Annotated in this window: 18 protein-coding genes; 5 read left to right on the forward strand and 13 right to left on the reverse strand. The window is 32.8% G+C overall.

Going from position 1 to position 20,669, the window contains the following annotated elements:
* Positions 1–6: 6 nt before the first annotated feature.
* Complete coding sequence (locus NAT50_RS09115) at positions 7–399, forward strand: glyoxalase (RefSeq protein ID WP_250592963.1); 393 nt, start codon at positions 7–9, stop codon at positions 397–399.
* On the opposite strand, the gene hisIE is transcribed toward NAT50_RS09115, so the two are convergent.
* The 10 genes from hisIE to NAT50_RS09165 all read right to left on the reverse strand — a co-directional run bounded on the left by hisIE (position 400) and on the right by NAT50_RS09165 (position 9,396).
* Positions 400–999 (reverse strand): bifunctional phosphoribosyl-AMP cyclohydrolase/phosphoribosyl-ATP diphosphatase HisIE, encoded by a 600-nt coding sequence (gene hisIE / locus NAT50_RS09120; protein WP_250592964.1) that lies wholly within the window; start codon positions 997–999, stop codon positions 400–402. It abuts the gene before it with no gap.
* 18 nt (positions 1,000–1,017) lie between these two features.
* Complete coding sequence (hisF, locus tag NAT50_RS09125) at positions 1,018–1,773, reverse strand: imidazole glycerol phosphate synthase subunit HisF (RefSeq protein ID WP_250592965.1); 756 nt, start codon at positions 1,771–1,773, stop codon at positions 1,018–1,020.
* 5 nt (positions 1,774–1,778) lie between these two features.
* Positions 1,779–2,507 (reverse strand): 1-(5-phosphoribosyl)-5-[(5-phosphoribosylamino)methylideneamino]imidazole-4-carboxamide isomerase, encoded by a 729-nt coding sequence (hisA, locus tag NAT50_RS09130; RefSeq protein WP_250592966.1) that lies wholly within the window; start codon positions 2,505–2,507, stop codon positions 1,779–1,781.
* Position 2,508: 1 nt separating this feature from the next.
* Positions 2,509–3,090, reverse strand: a complete 582-nt coding sequence (gene hisH / locus NAT50_RS09135) for an imidazole glycerol phosphate synthase subunit HisH (protein WP_250592967.1) — start codon at positions 3,088–3,090, stop codon at positions 2,509–2,511.
* Between the two features lie 94 nt (positions 3,091–3,184).
* Positions 3,185–4,321: a bifunctional histidinol-phosphatase/imidazoleglycerol-phosphate dehydratase HisB gene (gene hisB / locus NAT50_RS09140; protein WP_250592968.1), complete on the reverse strand. Its 1,137-nt coding sequence runs from the start codon at positions 4,319–4,321 to the stop codon at positions 3,185–3,187.
* 1 nt (position 4,322) lies between these two features.
* Positions 4,323–5,357 carry a histidinol-phosphate transaminase gene (gene hisC, locus NAT50_RS09145; protein WP_250592969.1) on the reverse strand — a complete coding sequence of 345 codons (1,035 nt, stop codon included), beginning with the start codon at positions 5,355–5,357 and terminating at the stop codon, positions 4,323–4,325.
* The gene (gene hisD / locus NAT50_RS09150) at positions 5,347–6,639 is read right to left on the reverse strand and encodes a histidinol dehydrogenase (protein WP_250592970.1); all 1,293 of its coding nucleotides are present in this window, start codon (positions 6,637–6,639) and stop codon (positions 5,347–5,349) included. Before hisD ends, hisC begins: the two co-directional genes overlap by 11 nt.
* Before the next feature lie 12 nt (positions 6,640–6,651).
* Positions 6,652–7,509 (reverse strand): ATP phosphoribosyltransferase, encoded by an 858-nt coding sequence (gene hisG / locus NAT50_RS09155; protein WP_250592971.1) that lies wholly within the window; start codon positions 7,507–7,509, stop codon positions 6,652–6,654.
* 239 nt (positions 7,510–7,748) lie between these two features.
* Entirely contained in the window at positions 7,749–8,249 is a 501-nt protein-coding gene (locus NAT50_RS09160; protein ID WP_250592972.1) for a hypothetical protein, read from the reverse strand.
* Positions 8,250–8,277: 28 nt separating this feature from the next.
* The gene (locus tag NAT50_RS09165; RefSeq protein ID WP_250592973.1) at positions 8,278–9,396 is read right to left on the reverse strand and encodes a VIT1/CCC1 transporter family protein; all 1,119 of its coding nucleotides are present in this window, start codon (positions 9,394–9,396) and stop codon (positions 8,278–8,280) included.
* A gap of 106 nt (positions 9,397–9,502) precedes the next feature.
* Between NAT50_RS09165 and NAT50_RS09170 the strand changes: the two genes are divergently transcribed.
* Positions 9,503–11,593, forward strand: a complete 2,091-nt coding sequence (locus NAT50_RS09170) for an LTA synthase family protein (protein WP_250592974.1) — start codon at positions 9,503–9,505, stop codon at positions 11,591–11,593.
* 195 nt (positions 11,594–11,788) lie between these two features.
* Here NAT50_RS09170 and NAT50_RS09175 read toward each other — a convergent pair whose 3' ends face one another.
* Both NAT50_RS09175 and fabG read right to left on the reverse strand, forming a co-directional pair.
* Complete coding sequence (locus NAT50_RS09175; protein WP_250592975.1) at positions 11,789–13,816, reverse strand: hypothetical protein; 2,028 nt, start codon at positions 13,814–13,816, stop codon at positions 11,789–11,791.
* Positions 13,817–13,894: 78 nt separating this feature from the next.
* Positions 13,895–14,641 (reverse strand): 3-oxoacyl-[acyl-carrier-protein] reductase, encoded by a 747-nt coding sequence (gene fabG, locus NAT50_RS09180; RefSeq protein WP_250592976.1) that lies wholly within the window; start codon positions 14,639–14,641, stop codon positions 13,895–13,897.
* Positions 14,642–14,819: 178 nt separating this feature from the next.
* On the opposite strand from fabG, the gene pheT reads away from it, so the two are divergent.
* The 3 genes from pheT (at position 14,820) to NAT50_RS09195 (ending at position 18,729) form a co-directional block, all read left to right on the forward strand.
* Complete coding sequence (pheT, locus tag NAT50_RS09185; RefSeq protein ID WP_250592977.1) at positions 14,820–17,252, forward strand: phenylalanine--tRNA ligase subunit beta; 2,433 nt, start codon at positions 14,820–14,822, stop codon at positions 17,250–17,252.
* 125 nt (positions 17,253–17,377) lie between these two features.
* The gene (locus NAT50_RS09190; protein WP_250592993.1) at positions 17,378–18,256 is read left to right on the forward strand and encodes a pirin family protein; all 879 of its coding nucleotides are present in this window, start codon (positions 17,378–17,380) and stop codon (positions 18,254–18,256) included.
* 74 nt (positions 18,257–18,330) lie between these two features.
* Positions 18,331–18,729 (forward strand): DoxX family protein, encoded by a 399-nt coding sequence (locus NAT50_RS09195; RefSeq protein ID WP_250592978.1) that lies wholly within the window; start codon positions 18,331–18,333, stop codon positions 18,727–18,729.
* Positions 18,730–18,822: 93 nt separating this feature from the next.
* On the opposite strand, the gene NAT50_RS09200 is transcribed toward NAT50_RS09195, so the two are convergent.
* Positions 18,823–20,439 (reverse strand): ABC-F family ATP-binding cassette domain-containing protein, encoded by a 1,617-nt coding sequence (locus NAT50_RS09200; RefSeq protein ID WP_250592979.1) that lies wholly within the window; start codon positions 20,437–20,439, stop codon positions 18,823–18,825.
* Positions 20,440–20,669: the final 230 nt, after the last annotated feature.

A 20,669-nucleotide genomic window follows, 5' to 3' on the forward strand; every position in this document is an offset into this window, starting at 1 on the left:
TATACTATGGAATCACGTGATCGAAAAATTATAGCGTTACGAGGAGAAACACTAGGAACACTTACTCCTCAATCTTCTGCAGAAGAAATTTTTCAAAATCAGACTTTACGTCCTATTTTAAAGTTTCAAAATGATTTATTTATTCAGGTTTTTATTAATTATGCCGTAAAACAAAAGAACGTTTTTTTTGATTTGTCTCCTGAAAAAAAGTTAGTTTACATTGAAAATGTACTGCAAAAAGACATCAAATTAAGAAACTTATTAAAAGGGATGATTATTGCTTTTTTTACCTCTGAAGAATATTCAGTATATATAAAAAATTCATCAAACCTTAATAAGAGAATGATGAATTTATTGATAGAACGTTTGAGAAGTCAAGTGCAAATGCTTGAAAAATAGCTACTTTTCTCTTGATTTTAATAGTTTTACAACATCGTCTAATTGAAACCCTTTGGCTTGCAATAAGATAAGATAGTGAAATAACAGATCGGCACTTTCATTCAAAAATAAGTCGGTATTGTTGTCTTTGGCTTCAATAACCATTTCAACAGCCTCTTCCCCTACTTTCTGAGCAATTTTATTGATGCCTTTACTAAATAAACTTGAGACATAACTTTCTTGGTTGGCTACATTTTCTTTTCGATTTTGAATCGTTTTTTCCAATTTTGAAATAAATCCATATTCCTGATTATTAGCTTCTTGCCAGCAGGTATCTGAACCAGTATGACAAGTAGGTCCAACAGGTTTTACTTTTATTAGAAAAGTATCACTGTCACAATCAATTTGAATAGAGACCAACTCTAAGAAATGACCACTATCCTCACCTTTTGTCCATAGTCGTTTTTTACTTCTGCTGTAAAAAGTTACTTTTTGAGACAGCTTTGTAATTTCTAACGCTTCTTCATTCATATAGCCAAGCATTAGAACATTTTTGGTTTCAACGTCTTGGATGATAGTTGGAATTAATCTATCGCTATATTTTGTAAAATCGGGTTTCATAATTTGTTATGGAATTATTTATAACCTTACGGCAATTTCTTGTTGTTTTAAAAATTTTTTTAAGTTCGGAATTTCAATTTCTTGAAAATGAAAAACACTAGCAGCCAGAGCGGCATCGGCTTTTCCTAGAAGGAAAGCATCAGCAAAATGTTGCATGTTTCCTGCTCCGCCAGAAGCGATAATCGGAATATTTAAATTATCTGACAATTCTGCCAAAGCTTCATTAGCAAATCCATTTTTGGTTCCGTCATTATTCATAGAGGTGAATAAAATTTCACCTGCCCCTAGTCTTTCTGCTTCTTTTGCCCAATCTAATAAATTTAAATGTGTTGGCACTTTTCCTCCCATTAAATGAACTATCCATTGATTATCAATAATTTTAGCATCGATTGCTACTACCACACATTGAGAACCAAATTCCTTTGCCAATTGGCTAATTAACTCTGGATTTTTGATGGCAGAAGAATTCACAGAAACTTTATCAGCACCGTGTTGAAGCAGTATTTTTACATCTTCTACACTAGAAATCCCGCCACCCACAGTAAAAGGGATATTGATTGCTTGAGCAACTTCTTTCACTAAATGATTTAAAGTTTTACGACGCTCTTCCGTAGCTGAAATATCTAAAAAAACCAATTCATCCGCGCCAGTTTCTGCATATTTAATAGCTAATTCGACAGGATTTCCAGCGTCTTTTAAATCGATGAAATTTACTCCTTTCACCGTTCGTCCGTTTTTGATGTCTAGACAAGGTATAATTCGTTTGGTAAGCATATTTGTTAGTTGTTGTTTAAAATGAAAAACTCTAGTTGTTTTAATGTAATTTTTCCTTCGTAAATAGCTTTACCAATAATCGTTCCCTCGCAACCCAATTGGGCTAGTTTGGGTAAATCTTCATAAGTAGCAATTCCACCGGAAGCTATTAATTTGATTCCAGGGATGGTTTCTAAAATTTCACTATATAGCGCGAAACTTGGTCCTTGAAGCATTCCGTCTTTGGCAATATCTGTACAAATGACATATTCAATTCCCTTGTTTTTATAGTATTGAATAAATGGAATTAAATCTTCTTTGCTGTCTTCGAGCCAACCCGAAACGGCTATTTTTTTGTTTAAAGCATCGGCTCCTAGAATAATTTTTTCACTTTTGTATGTTGCTAACCAATTCAGAAACAACTCGGAATTCTTAACAGCAATACTTCCACCGGTAATTTGGTTAGCACCGCATTCAAAAGCTATTTTTAAATCTTCATCACTTTTTAATCCTCCGCCAAAATCAATCTTCAAAGTAGTTTTTGAAGCAATTTGTTCTAGGATTATATAGTTAATAATTCTGTTGGATTTGGCTCCATCTAAATCGACCAAATGCAAATAGGTTATCCCGTGATCTTCAAACTTTTTGGCAACTTCCAACGGATTTTCATTATAAATGACTTTCGTATCATAATCACCTTTTGAGAGACGGACACACTTTCCGTCGATAATGTCTATGGCAGGTATAATTCTCATCTTAAATTTTTAAAAAATTAGCTAAAATTTGAGAGCCGACTTTACCACTTTTTTCAGGATGAAATTGTACCCCGTAAAAATTCTCTCGTTGTAATGCCGAAGCATATTCTACATCATAATTGGTTCTTGCAATAGTTTCATTGCTCACCGACGCGTAATAACTGTGAACTAGGTACATATATTCATTTTCATTTATACCCTCAAACAATGGTGATTGAAGATTATAAATAGTATTCCATCCCACTTGAGGCACTTTGACTTGGTTCGAGAAACGTTTCACCACCACGTCAAAAATTCCTAGACCTTGTGTATTACCTTCTTCAGTGTGTAAGCACAGCAGTTGCATTCCTAAGCAAATTCCTAAAACCGGTTGCTTTAATGTAGGAATCAAGACATCAAGACCAGAATCTTTGAGCTTTTTCATAGCGCTTTCGGCTTCACCCACACCTGGAAAAATAACTTTATCGGAATGTTTTATAACTTCCCTATCATTGGTTACAATTCCTGTAATTCCTAAACGCTCTAACGAAAACAAAACGCTTTGCACATTGCCTGCACCGTAATCTATAATAGCTACTTTCATATATGTAAAATATATTTTTTAGAGGTCATATATGTTATCATCTTTTTATTTATTAGTGTTTGCTTAGGCAAACTTATAGTTAGTGATGATTTCATTATAACATTCCTTTTGTTGATGGCAGAATCATTTTTTCTGTGTCTCTTTTAACGGCAACTTTGATAGCCTTGGCAAAAGCTTTAAAAATAGCTTCAATTTTATGATGCTCATTGACCCCTTCTGCTTTGATATTTAAATTTGCTTTCGCACCATCGGTGAAGGATTTGAAAAAATGTAAAAACATTTCTGTTGGCATTTTTCCTATCATTTCTCTTTTAAATTCAGCTTCCCAAACTAGCCAGTTTCTACCTCCAAAATCTATGGCGACCTGAGCTAAACAATCATCCATGGGCAAACAAAACCCATAACGTTCTATTCCTAATTTGGAACCCAGAGCCATGCCAAACGCCTCACCCAACGCTATAGCTGTATCTTCAATCGTATGGTGCTCATCGACTTCAAGATCTCCTCGAACAGTAATGTCTAAGTCCATTTGTCCGTGTCTAGCAATTTGATCCAGCATGTGATCAAAAAAAGCAATGCCTGTATCGATTTTACTTTTGCCACTGCCATCTAAATTCAACTGAATGGCAATATCAGTTTCATTTGTTTTTCTTACAACAGAAGCAGTTCTGGATTTCAGTTTTAAGAACTCATAAATTGATTTCCAATCGTTTGTTTCTAGAGCAATTACAGAATTTAACTCTGCTTGCTCAACGGAAATTTCAGTTGTTCCCAATTGAGTATTATCGTTGATGAAAATAGCTTTTGAACCTAGATTTTTTGCCAATTCTACATCCGTTAAACGATCACCAATAACAAAAGAATTTTCTAAATCATATTCCTCTGAAAAATATTGAGTCAAAAGCCCAGTACGAGGTTTTCGCGTTGGAGCGTTGTCTGAAGGAAAACTTCGATCGATGCAAATATTATCAAAGACAACACCTTCACTTTCAAGAGTTTGAAGAATAAAGTTTTGCACTGGCCAAAAAGTGTCTTCAGGAAAACTGCTAGTTCCTAATCCGTCTTGATTGGTTACCATTACTAATTCGTAATCTAATTCTTGAGCGATTTTAGCCAAGTAAGAAATACATTTCGGATAAAAAATTAATTTGTTAAAAGCATCTATTTGTTGATCTTCAGGCTCTTTGATAATGGTTCCATCTCGATCGATGAATAATATTTTTTTTGACATTTTACAGCGACTTTAAAATGGTAATTAATTGAGTGTTTTCTTCGGGAGTTCCTATTGTGATACGCAAGCAATTAGTACATAAAACTTGTGACGTACGATTTCTAACTACTATTCCCTTTTCTAATAATTGAAGATAGCGTTTGTTGGCATCATCTACTTTTATTAAAACAAAATTAGCATCCGTAGGATATACTTTTTCAACAAAATCTACCTCAAGTAATTGTTTAAGTAACTTAGCTTTCTCTTCTTTTAATAAATTAATTTTATCATCAATGGTAGTTTTCTTTTCTAATTGTTCTAATGCTGTTTTTTGTGTCAGTACATTGATATTATAAGGCGGTTTAATTTTATTTAAAATTGAAATTATAGCTGGCGAAGCATATAAAATTCCAAGTCGTAAACCCGCCATCCCGAATGCTTTAGAAAAAGTTTGCGAAATAACTAAATTAGGATAGTCTGAAATTTCGGCCAACCAACTTTCTTTTTCTGAAAAATCAATATAGGCTTCATCCAAAAGCACTAAACCTTTGAAATTTTTCAATAAAGTAACTATACTCTCATCTGAAAAAGAATTTCCTGTGGGATTATTGGGCGAACACAAAAAGATAATCTTGGTATTCTCATCTACCTTATTCAAAATGTCTATAACATTTGGCTCAAAATCAGGAGTTAATATTACTTCTCTGTTTTCTACAGCATTCAAATTAGCCAAAACACTATACATACCGTAAGTTGGCGGAAGTGTAATAACATTGTCTTGATTGGGTTCACAAAAAGCTCTAAACAATAAATCTAGAATTTCATCGCTTCCATTTCCTAATAAAATTTGATCTTCTGAAATTTTCTTAATTTTCGAAAGTACCTTTTTAACCGATTTTTGTTGTGGATCCGGATAACGATTGACACCATTTTCAAAGGGATTTTCATTAGCATCCAAAAAAATCATAGATTCTTCAAAATCTTTGAACTCATCGCGTGCGGATGAATAAGGTTGCATTTGAGCTATATTTTTACGTACTAATTCATTAATTTTCATTGCCAAGTGATTTTAAACGTAATGTAACTGCATTTTTGTGAGCATCTAGACCTTCTGCATTGGCCATAATTTCTATCGTTTTTCCTATGTTTTGAATGCCTTTTGGTGAGATTTTTTGAAACGTGATGGATTTCATAAAACTTTGTAAGTTTACCCCATTATAATTTTTAGCATAACCATTGGTTGGTAAAGTATGATTGGTACCAGAAGCATAATCACCAGCACTTTCAGGAGTATAATTACCAATAAAAACAGAACCTGCGTTGTATATAGAATCTATGAAAAATTCTTCGTCTTGACTGCAAACAATGAAATGTTCTGGTGCATAAAGATTAATAAACTCTATGGCTTCATTAATGTCTTTAACTACGATTAGTTTAGAATTTTCAATTGCCTGAGCTGCAATCGTTTTTCTTGGTAATGCTTCCAATTGTTTTTTTACTTCTTTCTGTATAGAGCTTTGTATTTTTTCTGATGTAGTTACTAAAATTACCTGACTATCTGGACCGTGTTCGGCTTGACTTAATAAATCGGAAGCTACAAATTCTGCATTAGCAGTATTATCTGCAAAAACCAATAATTCACTCGGACCAGCGGGCATATCTATAGCTACATTATATTGAGTAGCGACTTGTTTTGCTACGGTCACAAATTGGTTACCAGGTCCAAAAATTTTATAAACTTTATCAATGGTCTCCGTACCAAAAGTCATTGCGGCAATCGCTTGTATCCCTCCTACTTTATATATTTTAGTAACGCCACATAAATTGGCAGCATATAAAATAGCAGGATTAATATTTCCTTCCTTATCTGGCGGTGTACATAAAACAATCTCTTGACATCCTGCAATTTTAGCTGGAACAGCAAGCATTAAAACCGTTGAGAATAATGGTGCTGAACCGCCCGGAATATATAAACCTACTTTTTGAATCGGCTTATTTTCAATCCAACAATTAACGCCTTCCATTGTTTCAATTTCTTGCTTTGATTTCTTTTGCATTGCATGAAATTGAGTAATATTTTCTTTTGCTATTGTGATGGCTTGTTTTAATTCTTCAGGTAACTGATTAACCGCTTTTTCAATTTCAGTAGCACTTACTTCTAGCTCCTCCAATTGAATTCCATCAAAAAAAGAAGTATATTTTTTTACTGCACTATTCCCTTTTTGTTGTACTTCTTTAAAAATTAGTTTTACGGTTTCTTCAATATCTGAATAGGATAAAGTGGGTCTTTCTGTCAAGGAATCCCATTGCTCTTTTCCTGGATAAAGTATTTTTTTCATGAGGTAGTTGATTTATAAAACGATTTTTTCAATTGGACATATTAAAATTCCTTCCGCGCCACTTGCTTTTAATTGATCGATGACATCCCAAAACTTCTCTTCATCGATTACCGAATGAACACTACTCCAGCCTTCCTCTGCCAAAGGCATAACTGTTGGACTTTTTAAAACGGGGAGAATTTTACTAACCTCTGAAATTTTATCATTAGGCACATTCATTAAAATATATTTTGACTTTCGAGCTCTTAAAACGGATTGGATTCTGAATAATAATTTATTCAATAGAGAAGTTGCTTCTGTTGAAATTAATGGCGACACCGCCAAAACAGCTTCACTTTTTAGTATTATCTCTACTTCTTTTAAGTTGTTTTTAAACAAGGTACTTCCGCTCGAAACGATATCGACAATCGCATCAGAAAGGCCTATGTTTGGAGCAATTTCTACAGATCCAGATATTTGGTGAATATCAATAGAAATTCCTTTGGAGTTAAAATAATCGGTTACGGTTTTGGGATATGATGTAGCAATGCGTTTTCCTTCTAAATCATTCAGAGAAGTATAAGAAAAAGTTTTAGGTACCGCTACTGAAACCCTACATTTTGAAAAACCTAATTTTTCTGCAACTTGAATTGTTTGACCTTTTTCAACAAGTAAATTATCTCCCACTATGGCAATGTCAACCACACCATCGATAAGATATTGCGGGATGTCAGAATTTCTTAGAAAATAAACCTCTAATGGGAAATTACTTGCAGTAGCTTTTAACTGATCGTTACCGTTATTGATAGAAATACCACAGTCTTTTAGAATTTGAATACTGTCTTCGTTTAGTCGACCTGATTTTTGAATGGCAATTTTTAAAATACTCATTTTTTATTTTAGATTTTATGAGTATATCAAAGGAATTATGTAGTAACAAAAAACCCGTTTGATATACTCAAACGGGTTAATAGTTTATATGATTTTACACAATATCATCACTACCTCGCTTGAGCGTGGAATAAATGATGATGATGTAATTGATTTAAAAACATTGCTCTGATTTTGTTTTGCAAATTTATGAGGTTTTATTTTATAAAAACAAATAAAATTAAAAAATTGTGATTTGTTTAATGATTTTCTTCAGAGCCTTCTTCGCTATGATTTTCTGTAGTTGTTTGATTTTGAGCACCTTCTCTGATCTCTGTATGACGAATTTCTCCTCCAGTAGTTCCAACAGATTTACTTAAAGTTACTGAAACAATAGCTATAATTAATACCGCAAAAGCCATAAATTTCGCTTTAGCATGCTCTTTAATGTTCAAGAATAAACCTAAAAGAGAAGTTATTCCTAAAAGATACATTACAATTGCAAATTTTTCTGCAATTTCTTCATGTTCGTGAATAATATCGTGACCAACGTTAGGTAATGATTCTGCAATTTCTTCAGCACCTTCACCGGTTGCCATACTTGCAATAGTAAAGACAGAGGCTACAATAAATACGATATAAGCAGTGTTTTTAACACTGTTGTTTTTTAAAAAGATTCCTGCTAGTAAAATTCCCAATCCAAAAATACTTCCAATAATAGGAAAGTGATTAACCAATAGGTGTAAGTGAGCTTCATTCATAGTTTTTATAATTTAGTATTATTAAAATTTATCCTGCCACCGAAACACCAATTAATGCACCGATACCATAAGTAACTGCTGCGGCAGCCAAACCAAAGAACACTTGTCTCATACCTGAAAACAAGATACTTCTTCCAGTGAAAAGCGTTATTGCTGAGCCAATTGTAAATAATCCTATTACCGAACTTCCGATGCTTAAAAATATTGCATTTTTCCCTTCAAGAAATATAAACGGATACAGAGGAATGATTGCTCCAATAGCAAACAATACAAAAGAAGTAATAGCGGCTTCCCATGCAGATCCTTCTAATTCTTCTTTGTTAATTCCTAATTCTTCAGTAATTAAAGTTTCAATGGCAGACTCTTGCGAAGTAAACGCTTTTTCAGCAAGTCTTGTAGCTTCTTCTTCGCTCATTCCCTTGGCCTGATATAAAAGCGATAATTCCTTTTTTTCTTCTTCTGGAGAAGCTTCTAACTCCTCTGTTTCCATGGCAATTTGATTATCAAATAATTCTTTAGAAGATTGTACCGATAACCATTCCCCTAAGGCCATAGATATTGCTCCAGCCAGCAAACCCGCTGAACCTGTTAGTAAAATGGTACTGTTAGACACTGCTGCACCAGCTACTCCCATCACTAAACTCATGTTAGAAACTAGTCCGTCATTAGCGCCCAAAACGGCCGCTCTCAATGCATTACCACCAACAGATTTATGGCGACTTTCAAATTTTGATAAAAAACCTCCCGAGACATTTAGGGAACTATTTTTATTTACTTCTTCAATAATTTTTAAGTGATTGTGCTCGTAACCGGTTAGTTTTTCTCCTTTTTCGATTTTATTTTTAATCGTATTAACAGCAAATTGTTTTTCAATATTTGAAAGATTGCTGATTATTGAATTATAGCCAAAAACTTTTCCCAATTTAAGTTGCAATTTAGCTTTGCTTGAAGGTAATGGCATTGCCGTTTGAGGTTCAATCTCTTGTAACTTAGACAACATGGCATTAGCATGATTCTTTTCGATTTGTCCTAAACTAAGTAATACTTTTTTTAGATTTTCATCTGTCTGAATATTAGCTATATTATCGTACAAAAAAGCCGTATCAACTTCTGTTTGCAATTGGTGTTTAAGTTTATTTATATTCATATACAAATAAGGATATTAAATTTTTTATGTGGCTAAAAATAAGTGATTAAAATCACTGACAATATATGTAAAAATAATTAAATTTACACTTCAAAAATTAAGTTTAATGCATTTTTTTAAGAAAAACTCCCCGATTTATCAATTGTTAAAATTATACCTACTGATTAGCATAGTTTTAAGAACGGTTTTAATTTTTCACCCAATCACAACAGCCAGTTTTAGCCCAACCGAAATTATTAAGATTTTTGCTGCTGGATTGTTATCCGATTTTTTTATATTCATAATCATCAGTACTTTTTTCTGGTTGTATTTGATTTTTCTGTCAGATTCCAAATATGAAAAACCTTGGGGGTATTTAACCTTTGGAATTTTATCTCTCTTACTAATTTACATTTCATTTTTCAATACTATTTTGAATGAATACGGTAGTGCTTTACCTAGAATTGCTATAATCTTTTTAGGGATTAAAACATTATTTTTCGGATTAATGCTGTTTCTTCCAAAATACAGAAATAAAATCCGTTTTTGGTTGTATTCTTCAGCGATTTTTCTTTTCATTTTAATTATCGTTCAGAATGCTTTAAGCGAATTTTTCTTCTGGAATGAATTTGGCGTACGTTATAATTTCATCGCTGTAGATTATTTAGTTTATACCAATGAAGTAATTAAAAATATAATGGAATCTTATCCGGTAGTTCCTTTGTTTACTGCTGTGGGATTAATCACTTTATTATTTACTTATTATATTGTTAAAGAATCTAAGTTTTTTTTAGAAAACCTTCCGTCTGTTTCGACTAAACTAAAGAGTTTGACTTATTATTTGATCTTAATTTTTGCTTCATTGTTCTTTATTCCATTGTTAGCAAAACAAGAAACATCTGCCAATATTTTCACCAATGAACTGCAAGCCAATGGAATTCATCGATTTTACTTGGCTTTTATGAATAGTGAATTGGATTTTAACAAGTTTTACAAAACGATTCCTGAAAACGAAGCGTATACTTTATTGCAGAAGCAAATTCCGGGTATATCGAAAAATAATACTAAACGAGAAATTGTTTCAAATCTTCCTGAAAACAAGAAAAATGTGGTATTGATTACGGTAGAAAGCTTGAGTGCTGATTTTATGAAAGCATATGGAAATCAAAAAAACATCACTCCTTTTTTAGATAGTTTAGCTACCCAAAGCACCGTATTTACAAATTTATATGCTGTTGGAAATAGAACGATTCGAGGTCTAGAAGCTGTTACTTTATGCTTGCCACCTTCAGCTGGAGAAAGTATTGTGAAACATAAAGATAACAAGAACAAATTCTCTAGTGGCAATATTTTTAAACAAAAAGGATACACGGTTAAGTATTTATATGGAGGTGATGCTTATTTTGATAACATGGAAGATTTTTTTAGTGGAAACGGTTACGATATCGTAGACAAGAAATCGCTCTCTCCTGAAGAAATCACTTTTGAAAATGTTTGGGGAGTTTGTGATGAAGACATGGCGAAAAAAGCCATAAAAACAATGAACGAAGAAGCTAAAAGTGGTAAACCTTTCTTTAATCATTGGATGACGGTGAGCAACCACAGACCTTTCACTTATCCAGCAGGTAAAATTGACATCCCGAACGATTCTAAATCAAGAGATGGAGGAGTAAAATATACCGATTATGCTTTAAATCAGTTTTTTAAAATGGCTCAAAAACAGTCATGGTATAACAATACGGTTTTTGTAATTCTTGCAGATCATTGTGCTTCTAGTGCTGGAAAAACAGAATTACCTCTTGATAAATACCGAATCCCAGCGATGATTTTTGAACCTGGTACATCAGCAGCCATTAACAATACATTAATGTCCCAAATAGATATTATGCCAACGTTATTGGGAAGATTGAATTTTTCCTATACTAGTAAATTCTTTGGACAAAATGTATATGATAAAAATTATCAACCAAGAGCTTTTATTGCAACGTATCAAGATTTGGGAATGATTAGAAATAATACGCTAACTGTAATTTCACCCAAGAAAGAAATCAAGCAATTTTACTTAAAAGAAACAGAAGATAGCAATACTGACAAAAACCATAAAATTCATTTTGAGCAGATTATCATGTCTAAACAAAATCCAACGTTAACCAAACAGACTATTTCTTTTTACGAAACTGCTTATAATATTATAAAAAAGCATCAATATCAAAAGTAATAGGATGTTTATTCCCTACCAAATAAATTTTGTTCAATACAACTAAATTTTAAATAATAGTTTTTCTGCTGTTTAGTGCTTACTTTAGAAAATATTTCGCCTAAACAAAGAAAAACTATTATTAAAAAAACTAAAAGTTAGACTTCTCGATATTTCATTACACCAAGAAGAATTTTCGAATGGAAATATAAATTTCTATAATAAACCGTTGTATTTTCTAACAAACCATTCGGTAGTTAATAAAACTATCAGAAGAATCAAACCCCAAAACCAATCTATTAAGGGAGAACGAGTAATAATTTCTTTTTGAAGTGTTTTATATTGATCAGTATTTTCTAGATATTTGATTAAATTATCAATCGTAGAAGGAGTGTACAATTTTCCTTGGGTATTGTTTGCAAGTTGTTTCAAGCGATCAATATCTGCATTTGCAAATTGCTTTTCAATATCAAAATCTAAAATCTGAAAAAAACCGGTTGTTTGAGTATTCGATTTTTTCTCTTTTACTGTAAAATCGTATTGTCCCGGTTCTAAATTGTCAAAAGCAACCTGATAATCATTTTCTGCTTTAGCAAAATCGAATATTTTTATCTGATTCGTTTTTTTGTTTTTCAACTGTATCGTGAGTTGTGCGTTTTCATCAAACTCATAGTTTTTATTGAAATATTGCGCAGAAATAACAAAGTTCTCACCTGAATTATAGAAGTTTTCGTAGGTAATTACTAAGTTTTTCTTTTTTGCATTAGAAGCCAGATACTGTATGGTTTTATCTAGGAAAATATCGAATTTTTCAAAAGATTTTTCTTTTAAATAGCTTTCCATACGCCATTTCCAAATATTTTCACCAAATAAATAGGCTTGACGTTCAGTGCCATTTTCTACAAATGTCAGCAACGGATTATCTGTAGATACATTTCGTATTCTAGATTGTAACAATGTCGTACCATTACCTTTAAGAGTTATGGTTCCAAATGGATTTTCTAAAGGAGGAAATTGTTCAAAACCAATATTCTCTGTAGCAAAAGCATTGAAATCGGATTTAAAATCTGCCGAATAGTCTTCTTTTTGACCAGCCATTCGAAATTCAAACAGATTCTGATATTGATTTAAAAAGTTGAAATCAGTATGTAATCCCGTTATAATGAAGGTGTTAATGTTTAAATTCGAATTTTGATCAAAAACTGTTTTAAATTGTGAGTTAGGCTGATATAAAATCAAAATATTATAATCTTGTAATCTTTTGATTTCGTTTGGTTTGACTATCGTTACTTTACGTTGTGCATTAGTTTCTATAGCGCGTTTTATTGCTCCTAAATCGGGATGTACAATGCTAGAAATCAAGGCAATTTCTGAACGTTGATCTATAACTTCAACTGCGAAATTCTTGGTATTGTTGAATAGGTTTTTTTCATTTTCTTTAGACGTAATAACTGCCTTATAAGTGTGAACCCCTACTCTATCCGCATTTAACAAAGCCGAGATTGTTGCTGTTTTTTTGTTAGGTGAAAAAGTAACATTTTGTTTGAACACTATTTGATTGCCACTTTGAATACTAAAAGTAGCTCCAATTGTCTTATTTCCGTTGTAGTAAAGAAAAGTTTCAACTGGGAATTTGTTTTTTAAGAAAGCATATTTATTGGCATTCAGTTGATTAATCTTAAGATCCAGATGTTTAATGGTATCTCCTAAAGCAACGGGGAAAACATTACTATTCGGTTGAGTGTTAAAAACATAATCGTTGCCATCGGTCTGATTTCCATCGGTCAGAAGTACAACAGGATAATTCTGATTTCTATACAATTGTTTTAAACGATCAAAAACCTGAGCAATATTGGAACCACGTCCTTTAAAATCTAGTGGATTTTCAGAATAAAAATCGGTATCAAAACTAAAAAATTGAAGATCGTATTTTTCTTTGAGATTTACATTTTCTGAAAAAAGTTTTTCTAATTCTCGTACTTTTTCAACTTCATTTAAAAATGCAATAGAAGCCGAATTGTCAATTACAATAGGTAAAGCCGTTTTTTGATTCTCATACTTTTTATGAGTAAAAACAGGATTAATTAAAAGTAACAGTAAAAGAAACAGTATAGCAAAACGTATAAAAGCCAAAAAAATATTCAATTTCGAATAATTTTTGGCTTTGTATAGATATTGATAAAAGGCAATACCAGCAGAAATTATTAATGAAAAAATTAATAAAAGTATAGTGCTGTTAGCCATTATCGTTAATTTTTATTTGAGGATGAGTTAAAAAGTAAAAGTACTAATTTAGATTTTACATTTTCAACTTCTTTTGAATTAAGTTAGCATTCCTCCGTCTACATTCAACACTTGTCCTGTAACATATGCACTCATATCTGAGGCAAGGAAAACACAAGCATTCGCAATATCTTCCGGAGTACCACCACGTTTAAGAGGAATAGTATCTCTCCAACCTTGTACCACTTCTTCGTTCAATTTCGCTGTCATTTCTGTTTCAATGAAACCAGGAGCAATCGCATTACAACGAATATTTCTAGAACCTAATTCCAATGCTATAGATTTTGTGAATCCAATCATACCCGCTTTTGAAGCAGCATAGTTGGCTTGCCCAGCATTTCCTTTAACACCTACAACAGAACTCATATTAATGATAGATCCTTTTCTGTTTTTAAGCATCGTTTTTTGAACGGCTTTGGTCATGTTGAAAACAGATTTAAGGTTGATGTCAATTACGGCATCAAAATCTTCTTCAGACATACGCATCAACAAATTGTCTTTAGTAACTCCAGCGTTATTAATAAGAATATCGATGTTTCCAAATTCTACCAACACATCATCAACTAACTTTTGAGCTTCATTAAAATCGGCAGCGTTAGATTTGTATCCTTTGGCTTTAACTCCTAAAGCAATTAATTCATTTTCTAAAGCCAATGCTGATTCAGCCGATGAACTGTATGTAAAAGCTACATTCGCTCCATTTTTAGCAAAAACTTCTGCAATTCCTCTACCAATACCTCTACTGGCACCCGTAATAATTGCTACTTTACCTTCTAATAACTTCATATTAACTTTTTTCTTTTGTTTTAATTTTGGTGAAACAAATATAGAATAGTTTTGTAATTAACTAAAAGGAATCGAAAAGAAAGTGTTTAAATTCATTCAAAAAAAGGATTAACTTTATTTTATTCTCTACCTTACAATATTTATCTTTGCTAACTTATAAAAATTATACGCACGTAAAATGAAAATTTCATATAACTGGTTAAAACAATTTATTAAGACGGATTGGGATTCTGAGAAAACCGGAGCAATGTTGACGGATTTAGGCTTAGAAGTGGAAGGAATTGAAAAATACCAATCAGTAAAAGGCGGATTAGAAGGAATTGTAGTAGGTCACGTATTGACTTGTGTGCAACATCCTAATGCAGATAAATTAAAATTAACAACAGTAGATTTAGGTGACGGAAATCCTCCGGTTCAAATTGTCTGCGGTGCCAGCAATGTGGCTGCAGGACAAAAAGTCCCTGTAGCTACTATAGGTACCAAATTATATGATAAAGAAGGTGCTTCATTTGAAATAAAAAAAGGCAAAATACGAGGTGAAGAAAGCCACGGAATGATTTGTGCTGAAGATGAAATTGGTCTTGGGGATAGTCATGCCGGGATTATGATTTTGGATGCCGATTTAAAACCAGGTACTCCTGCTTCAGAAGTTTTTAACATTGAAAATGACGAAGTTTTCGAAATTGGATTGACACCAAACCGCGCTGACGCCATGAGTCATTGGGGAGTTGCTAGAGATTTACGCGCTGGTATGATGCAAAGCGGTGCTCATATTGAACTGATTACTCCTTCTGTATCTAATTTTAAAGTTGAAAAAAGAACATTAAAAATAGATGTTAAAGTAGATGATAATAAAGTAGTACCAAGATACTGTGGTGTAACCATTTCGGATCTAAAAGTAGGTCCATCTCCAGCTTGGTTACAAAACCGATTAAAAGCTATTGGATTAACTCCCAAAAACAATGTGGTGGATGTTACCAACTATGTGTTACATGAATTAGGACAACCGTTACACGCTTTTGATGCTTCTAAAATTCACGGAAATAAAATTATTGTTCAATCTGTAGAAGAAGGAACTAAATTTACTACTCTTGATGATGTTGAACGTACGTTAAGCAAGGAAGACATCATGATTTGTGATGAGAAAGGTCCTTTGTGTATTGCGGGTGTTATGGGCGGTAAAAATTCTGGTGTAACAGAATCTACTACTACTATTTTCTTAGAAAGTGCTTATTTTAACCCGGTATCGGTTAGAAAAACTGCCAAAAGACATGGTATTAATTCCGATGCTTCGTTCCGTTTCGAAAGAGGAATTGATCCAAACATCACAGAATACGCTTTAAAACGTGCTGCTATTTTAATTAAAGAAGTAGCTGGCGGTGAAATGACTTCGGATATTATTGATATTTACCCAAAGAAAATCGAAGATCATCAAGTGCTTTTGAATTTAGAAAAAGTAAACAAACTTATTGGTCAAGATATTCCTGATGACGTTATTAAAAAAATCTTAGTTTCGCTAGATATTAAGGTAAATAGTATTTCCAAAGTTGGTTTGGGATTAATTGTTCCGGCCTATCGTGTTGATGTAACACGAGAAATAGATGTTATTGAAGAAATTTTGAGAGTTTACGGATATAATAATATTCAGTTTACTCAAAAATTAAATGCTACCACAGCACATTCATCAAGAGCTGAAGATTATAAAGTTCAGAATATAGTAGCTAATTTATTAGTTGCTAATGGTTTTAATGAAATGATGGCCAACTCTTTGACGACTTCGGCTTACACCGCGTTGAGCGAAAATATAAACGATAATAATAATGTGACCATGCTAAATCCGTTGAGTAATGATTTGGCAGTTATGAGACAATCCTTATTATTTTCAGCACTTGAAGCAGTTTCATTTAATATTAATCGTCGTAATTCCGATTTAAAATTATTTGAATTCGGAAAATCATATCACAAGTTATTGTCAGGTTATCAAGAAAACATGCATTTAACCTTGACCGTTACTGGAAATCGTAATGCTGAAAGTTGGACAAACTCACAAAAACCTTCTGATTTCTTCTTATTCAAAGGATATGTTTTAGGTATTTTAGAGCGTTTAGGTTTGAAAAAATCTTTGATTTCAAATCCTTTAAAAACAGATGTTTTTGCAGAAGGAATGGTTTACTTATTGGGAACTTCTACTTTGGTGGAATTCGGAACCATTAAGAAATCGGTCTTAAAACAATTCGATATCAAACAAGAAGTTTTCTTTGCAGATTTCAATTGGAATGCGATTATGAAGCACATTTCTGCTAATAATATAAAATATACAGAAATCGCGAAATATCCTGAAGTGCGTCGTGATTTGGCTTTATTATTAGACAATTCTGTTGAATTTGCTCAAATTTATGATTTGGCTGTAAAAGCAGAAAAGAATTTATTGAAAGAGATCAGTTTGTTTGATGTTTACCAAGGTTCTAACTTGCCAGAAGGTAAAAAGTCTTATGCTGTTAGCTTTATTTTACAGGATACTACCAAAACCTTGACAGATTCTCAAATTGATAAAGTAATGAGCAAATTGACTCAAACTTTTGAAACAGAATTGGGTGCTAGTTTGAGATAAAATTAAAACATAATATTTTCAAAAACTCCGGCTAAGCTGGAGTTTTTTGTTTATTTCTTAATCTAAATTAAGAATTTGAGAAAGTGTAAATAATTAACTTTACTTAAATTTTAATGAATGAAATGATGAGAACAAAAAACATAGAAAAAATTGTAAAACCTCAGGCGCCTCATTTTGTCGGTGACGGTTTTCGTGTTCATAATTTTATTCCTAGTATTCCTCAACTAAGCATGCAAAGAATGAGTCCATTTATCATGCTGGATTACAATTCTAAATATAATTTTCCACCATCAGCTATTCCTAAAGGTGTAGGCGTACATCCTCACAGAGGTTTTGAAACAGTAACTATTGCTTACAAAGGAAAAGTAGCACATCATGACAGTGCGGGAGGTGGCGGCATTATTGGTGAAGGTGATGTACAATGGATGACGGCGGCTTCAGGCGTTTTACACAAAGAATACCATGAGGAAGAATTCAGTAAAACTGGAGGTATTTTTCAGATGGTTCAACTTTGGGTCAACCTACCGGCAAAAGACAAAATGAGTGCTCCAAAATACCAAGCGATTACAAATGATGAAATGGGACGTTATGAACTTCCTGAAAATGCAGGTTTTATTGAAGTTATTGCTGGAAATTATAAAGGAGTTCAAGGACCGGCTTCGACTTTCACGCCTGTTTACATGTTGAATGCAAAATTAAATAAAGGAGGCACAGCAAATTTCTCTTTTCCAGAAAATTACAACACAGCCTTATTGATCATTGAAGGTAGTGTAACAGTAAATGGTACCGAAAGTATACCAACAGACCATTTTGTTTTGTTTGAAAATGAAGGAGAAGAATTCAATATTGAAGCCACTGAAAATGCGATTGTTTTAGTTTTAAGTGGAGAGCCAATTAACGAACCCATTTTTCCACACGGTCCATTTGTGATGAATACCTATGATGAAATTATTCAAGCTATAGAGGATTATAATAATGGTAAATTCGGTTATTTGGAAAATTAAAAAACCTACTTAACTAGATATTTTCTCAAGCACAATATTCATTTTAAAAATTAACCCCAAATATATTTATAACAATGAAAAACAATGATTTAGGACTATTAATTATTAGAGTTTCTTTTGGATTATTAATGCTTTTACATGGAATTGCTAAACTACTACATGGTGTAGATTTTCTTGGAGGTATGTTTCAAAGTGTTGGACTACCTTCGTTTTTTGCCTATGCGGTATATGTTGGTGAAGTGATTGCTCCTTTGCTTCTGATTGTTGGTTTCAGAACAAAATTAGCAGCTATTGCATTTGCTTTTACAATGATTGTGGCTGTATTAATGGCACATGCGGCTGATGTATTTACCTTAACTCAAACCGGTGGATGGGCAGTTGAATTACAAGGATTATACTTTTTTGGGGCTTTGGCTTTATTTTTTACCGGTGGTGGAAAGTTAGCTGTTTCTTCTGTTTCAAAATGGGACTAAATTTCAAGTCTTGATTCCAAAAAAAATCAAAGTAAAAATACCAAAGATTAATAAAAATAAATCCCGCATTATAGCGGGATTTATTGTATCATGTTAAGAATACATCTGTTTTCTCATTTCTTTGATTTTCTCGTCTTCAAGATATTCATCAAATGTCATGTAACGATCAATAACTCCTTTTGGTGTTAACTCTACTACTCTATTGGCAACAGTTTGTGCGAATTCATGGTCATGAGTGGTAAATAAAACAGAACCTTTAAAATTTTTCAAAGAATTATTAAATGCTGTAATAGATTCTAAGTCTAAGTGATTAGTAGGTTCATCCAACATTAATACGTTAGCACGTAACATCATCATACGAGAAATCATACAACGTACTTTTTCTCCTCCAGATAAAACTCTACCTGTTTTTAAGGCTTCTTCTCCAGAAAAAATCATCTTTCCTAGGAAACCTCTAACATACACTTCGTCTCTTTCCTCCTCCGTTTTTGACCATTGACGTAACCAATCTACAAGAGTAAGATCGTTTTCAAAAAAACTATGATTGTCTGCAGGTAAATACGATTGTGTAGTCGTAATACCCCAATCAAATTTTCCTGAATCAGATTGCATATTGTTATTTAAAATCTCATAAAAAGCAGTAGTCGCTCTTGAATCCTTAGAGAAAACAACTATTTTGTCCCCTTTAGCCATGTTCAAGTCTACATTTTTAAATAAGACTTCACCATCAATTGAAGCGCTCAAATTTTCAACATTCAAAATCTGATCTCCTGCTTCACGCTCTTGGTCGAAAATGATAGCCGGGTAACGTCTGCTTGAAGGTTTTATATCTGAAATATTCAACTTTTCAATCATTTTCTTACGTGATGTTGCTTGTTTAGACTTCGCAACATTGGCAGAGAAACGACGGATAAATTCTTCTAATTCTGCTTTTTTCTCTTCTGCTTTTTTGTTTTGTTGTGCTCTTTGTTTCGCCGCTAATTGTGATGATTCGTACCAGAAGGTATAATTACCAGAATAATGTGTAATTTTTCCGAAATCGATATCTGATACGTGAGTACAAACAGCATCTAAGAAGTGACGGTCGTGAGAAACCACTAAAACCGTATTTTCATAATTGGCTAAAAAGTTTTCTAACCAACCTATGGTTTCAAAATCCAAGTCATTGGTAGGCTCATCCATGATTAAAACATCAGGATTACCAAATAAAGCTTGCGCCAAAAGGACTCTAACTTTAAGTTTTCCTTCCATTTCACTCATTAATGTATAATGATAATCCGAAGAAATTCCTAAGTTAGACAATAAAGTCGCCGCATCAGAATCTGCATTCCACCCGTTCATTTCTTCAAACTGCATCTGCAACTCCCCTATTCTGTCAGCATTGGCATCATTGTAATCTAAATACAATTCGTCCATTTCTTTTTTAACAGCATACAATACTTTGTTACCCATTAATACGGTTTCAAGTACGGTATGTTCGTCAAACATATTATGGTTCTGATTTAAAACCGACATACGTTTTCCCGGTTCTAAAATCACGCGACCTGAAGTAGGGTCAATTTCTCCTGATAATATTTTTAAGAAAGTAGATTTTCCTGCACCATTAGCACCAATGATCCCGTAGCAGTTTCCTTGCGTAAAGGTTACATTTACTTCGTCAAACAAAATTCGTTTACCAAACTGTACTGATAAATTTGAAACTGTTAACATTTATTTCTTATTTTTTATAAAGTGTTGCAAAAGTAGTAAAAATAGTGGAGTTGATGACAATGATTTTATCAAAAAGACAAGCGCTTTTCTTTGGTACAAAATAGATTTTAGGCTTCAAAGTGGATAAACGCATTATTTTAACTTAAGCTTTATCAAATAACACACAAAAAGTCCTAATCTGAATTTATTTTTATTTATTTAAAGGATTTGTTTAGCAAAGTCTAACTTTT

It is taken from the genome of Flavobacterium luminosum (assembly GCF_023635005.1).
Taxonomy (GTDB): domain Bacteria; phylum Bacteroidota; class Bacteroidia; order Flavobacteriales; family Flavobacteriaceae; genus Flavobacterium; species Flavobacterium luminosum.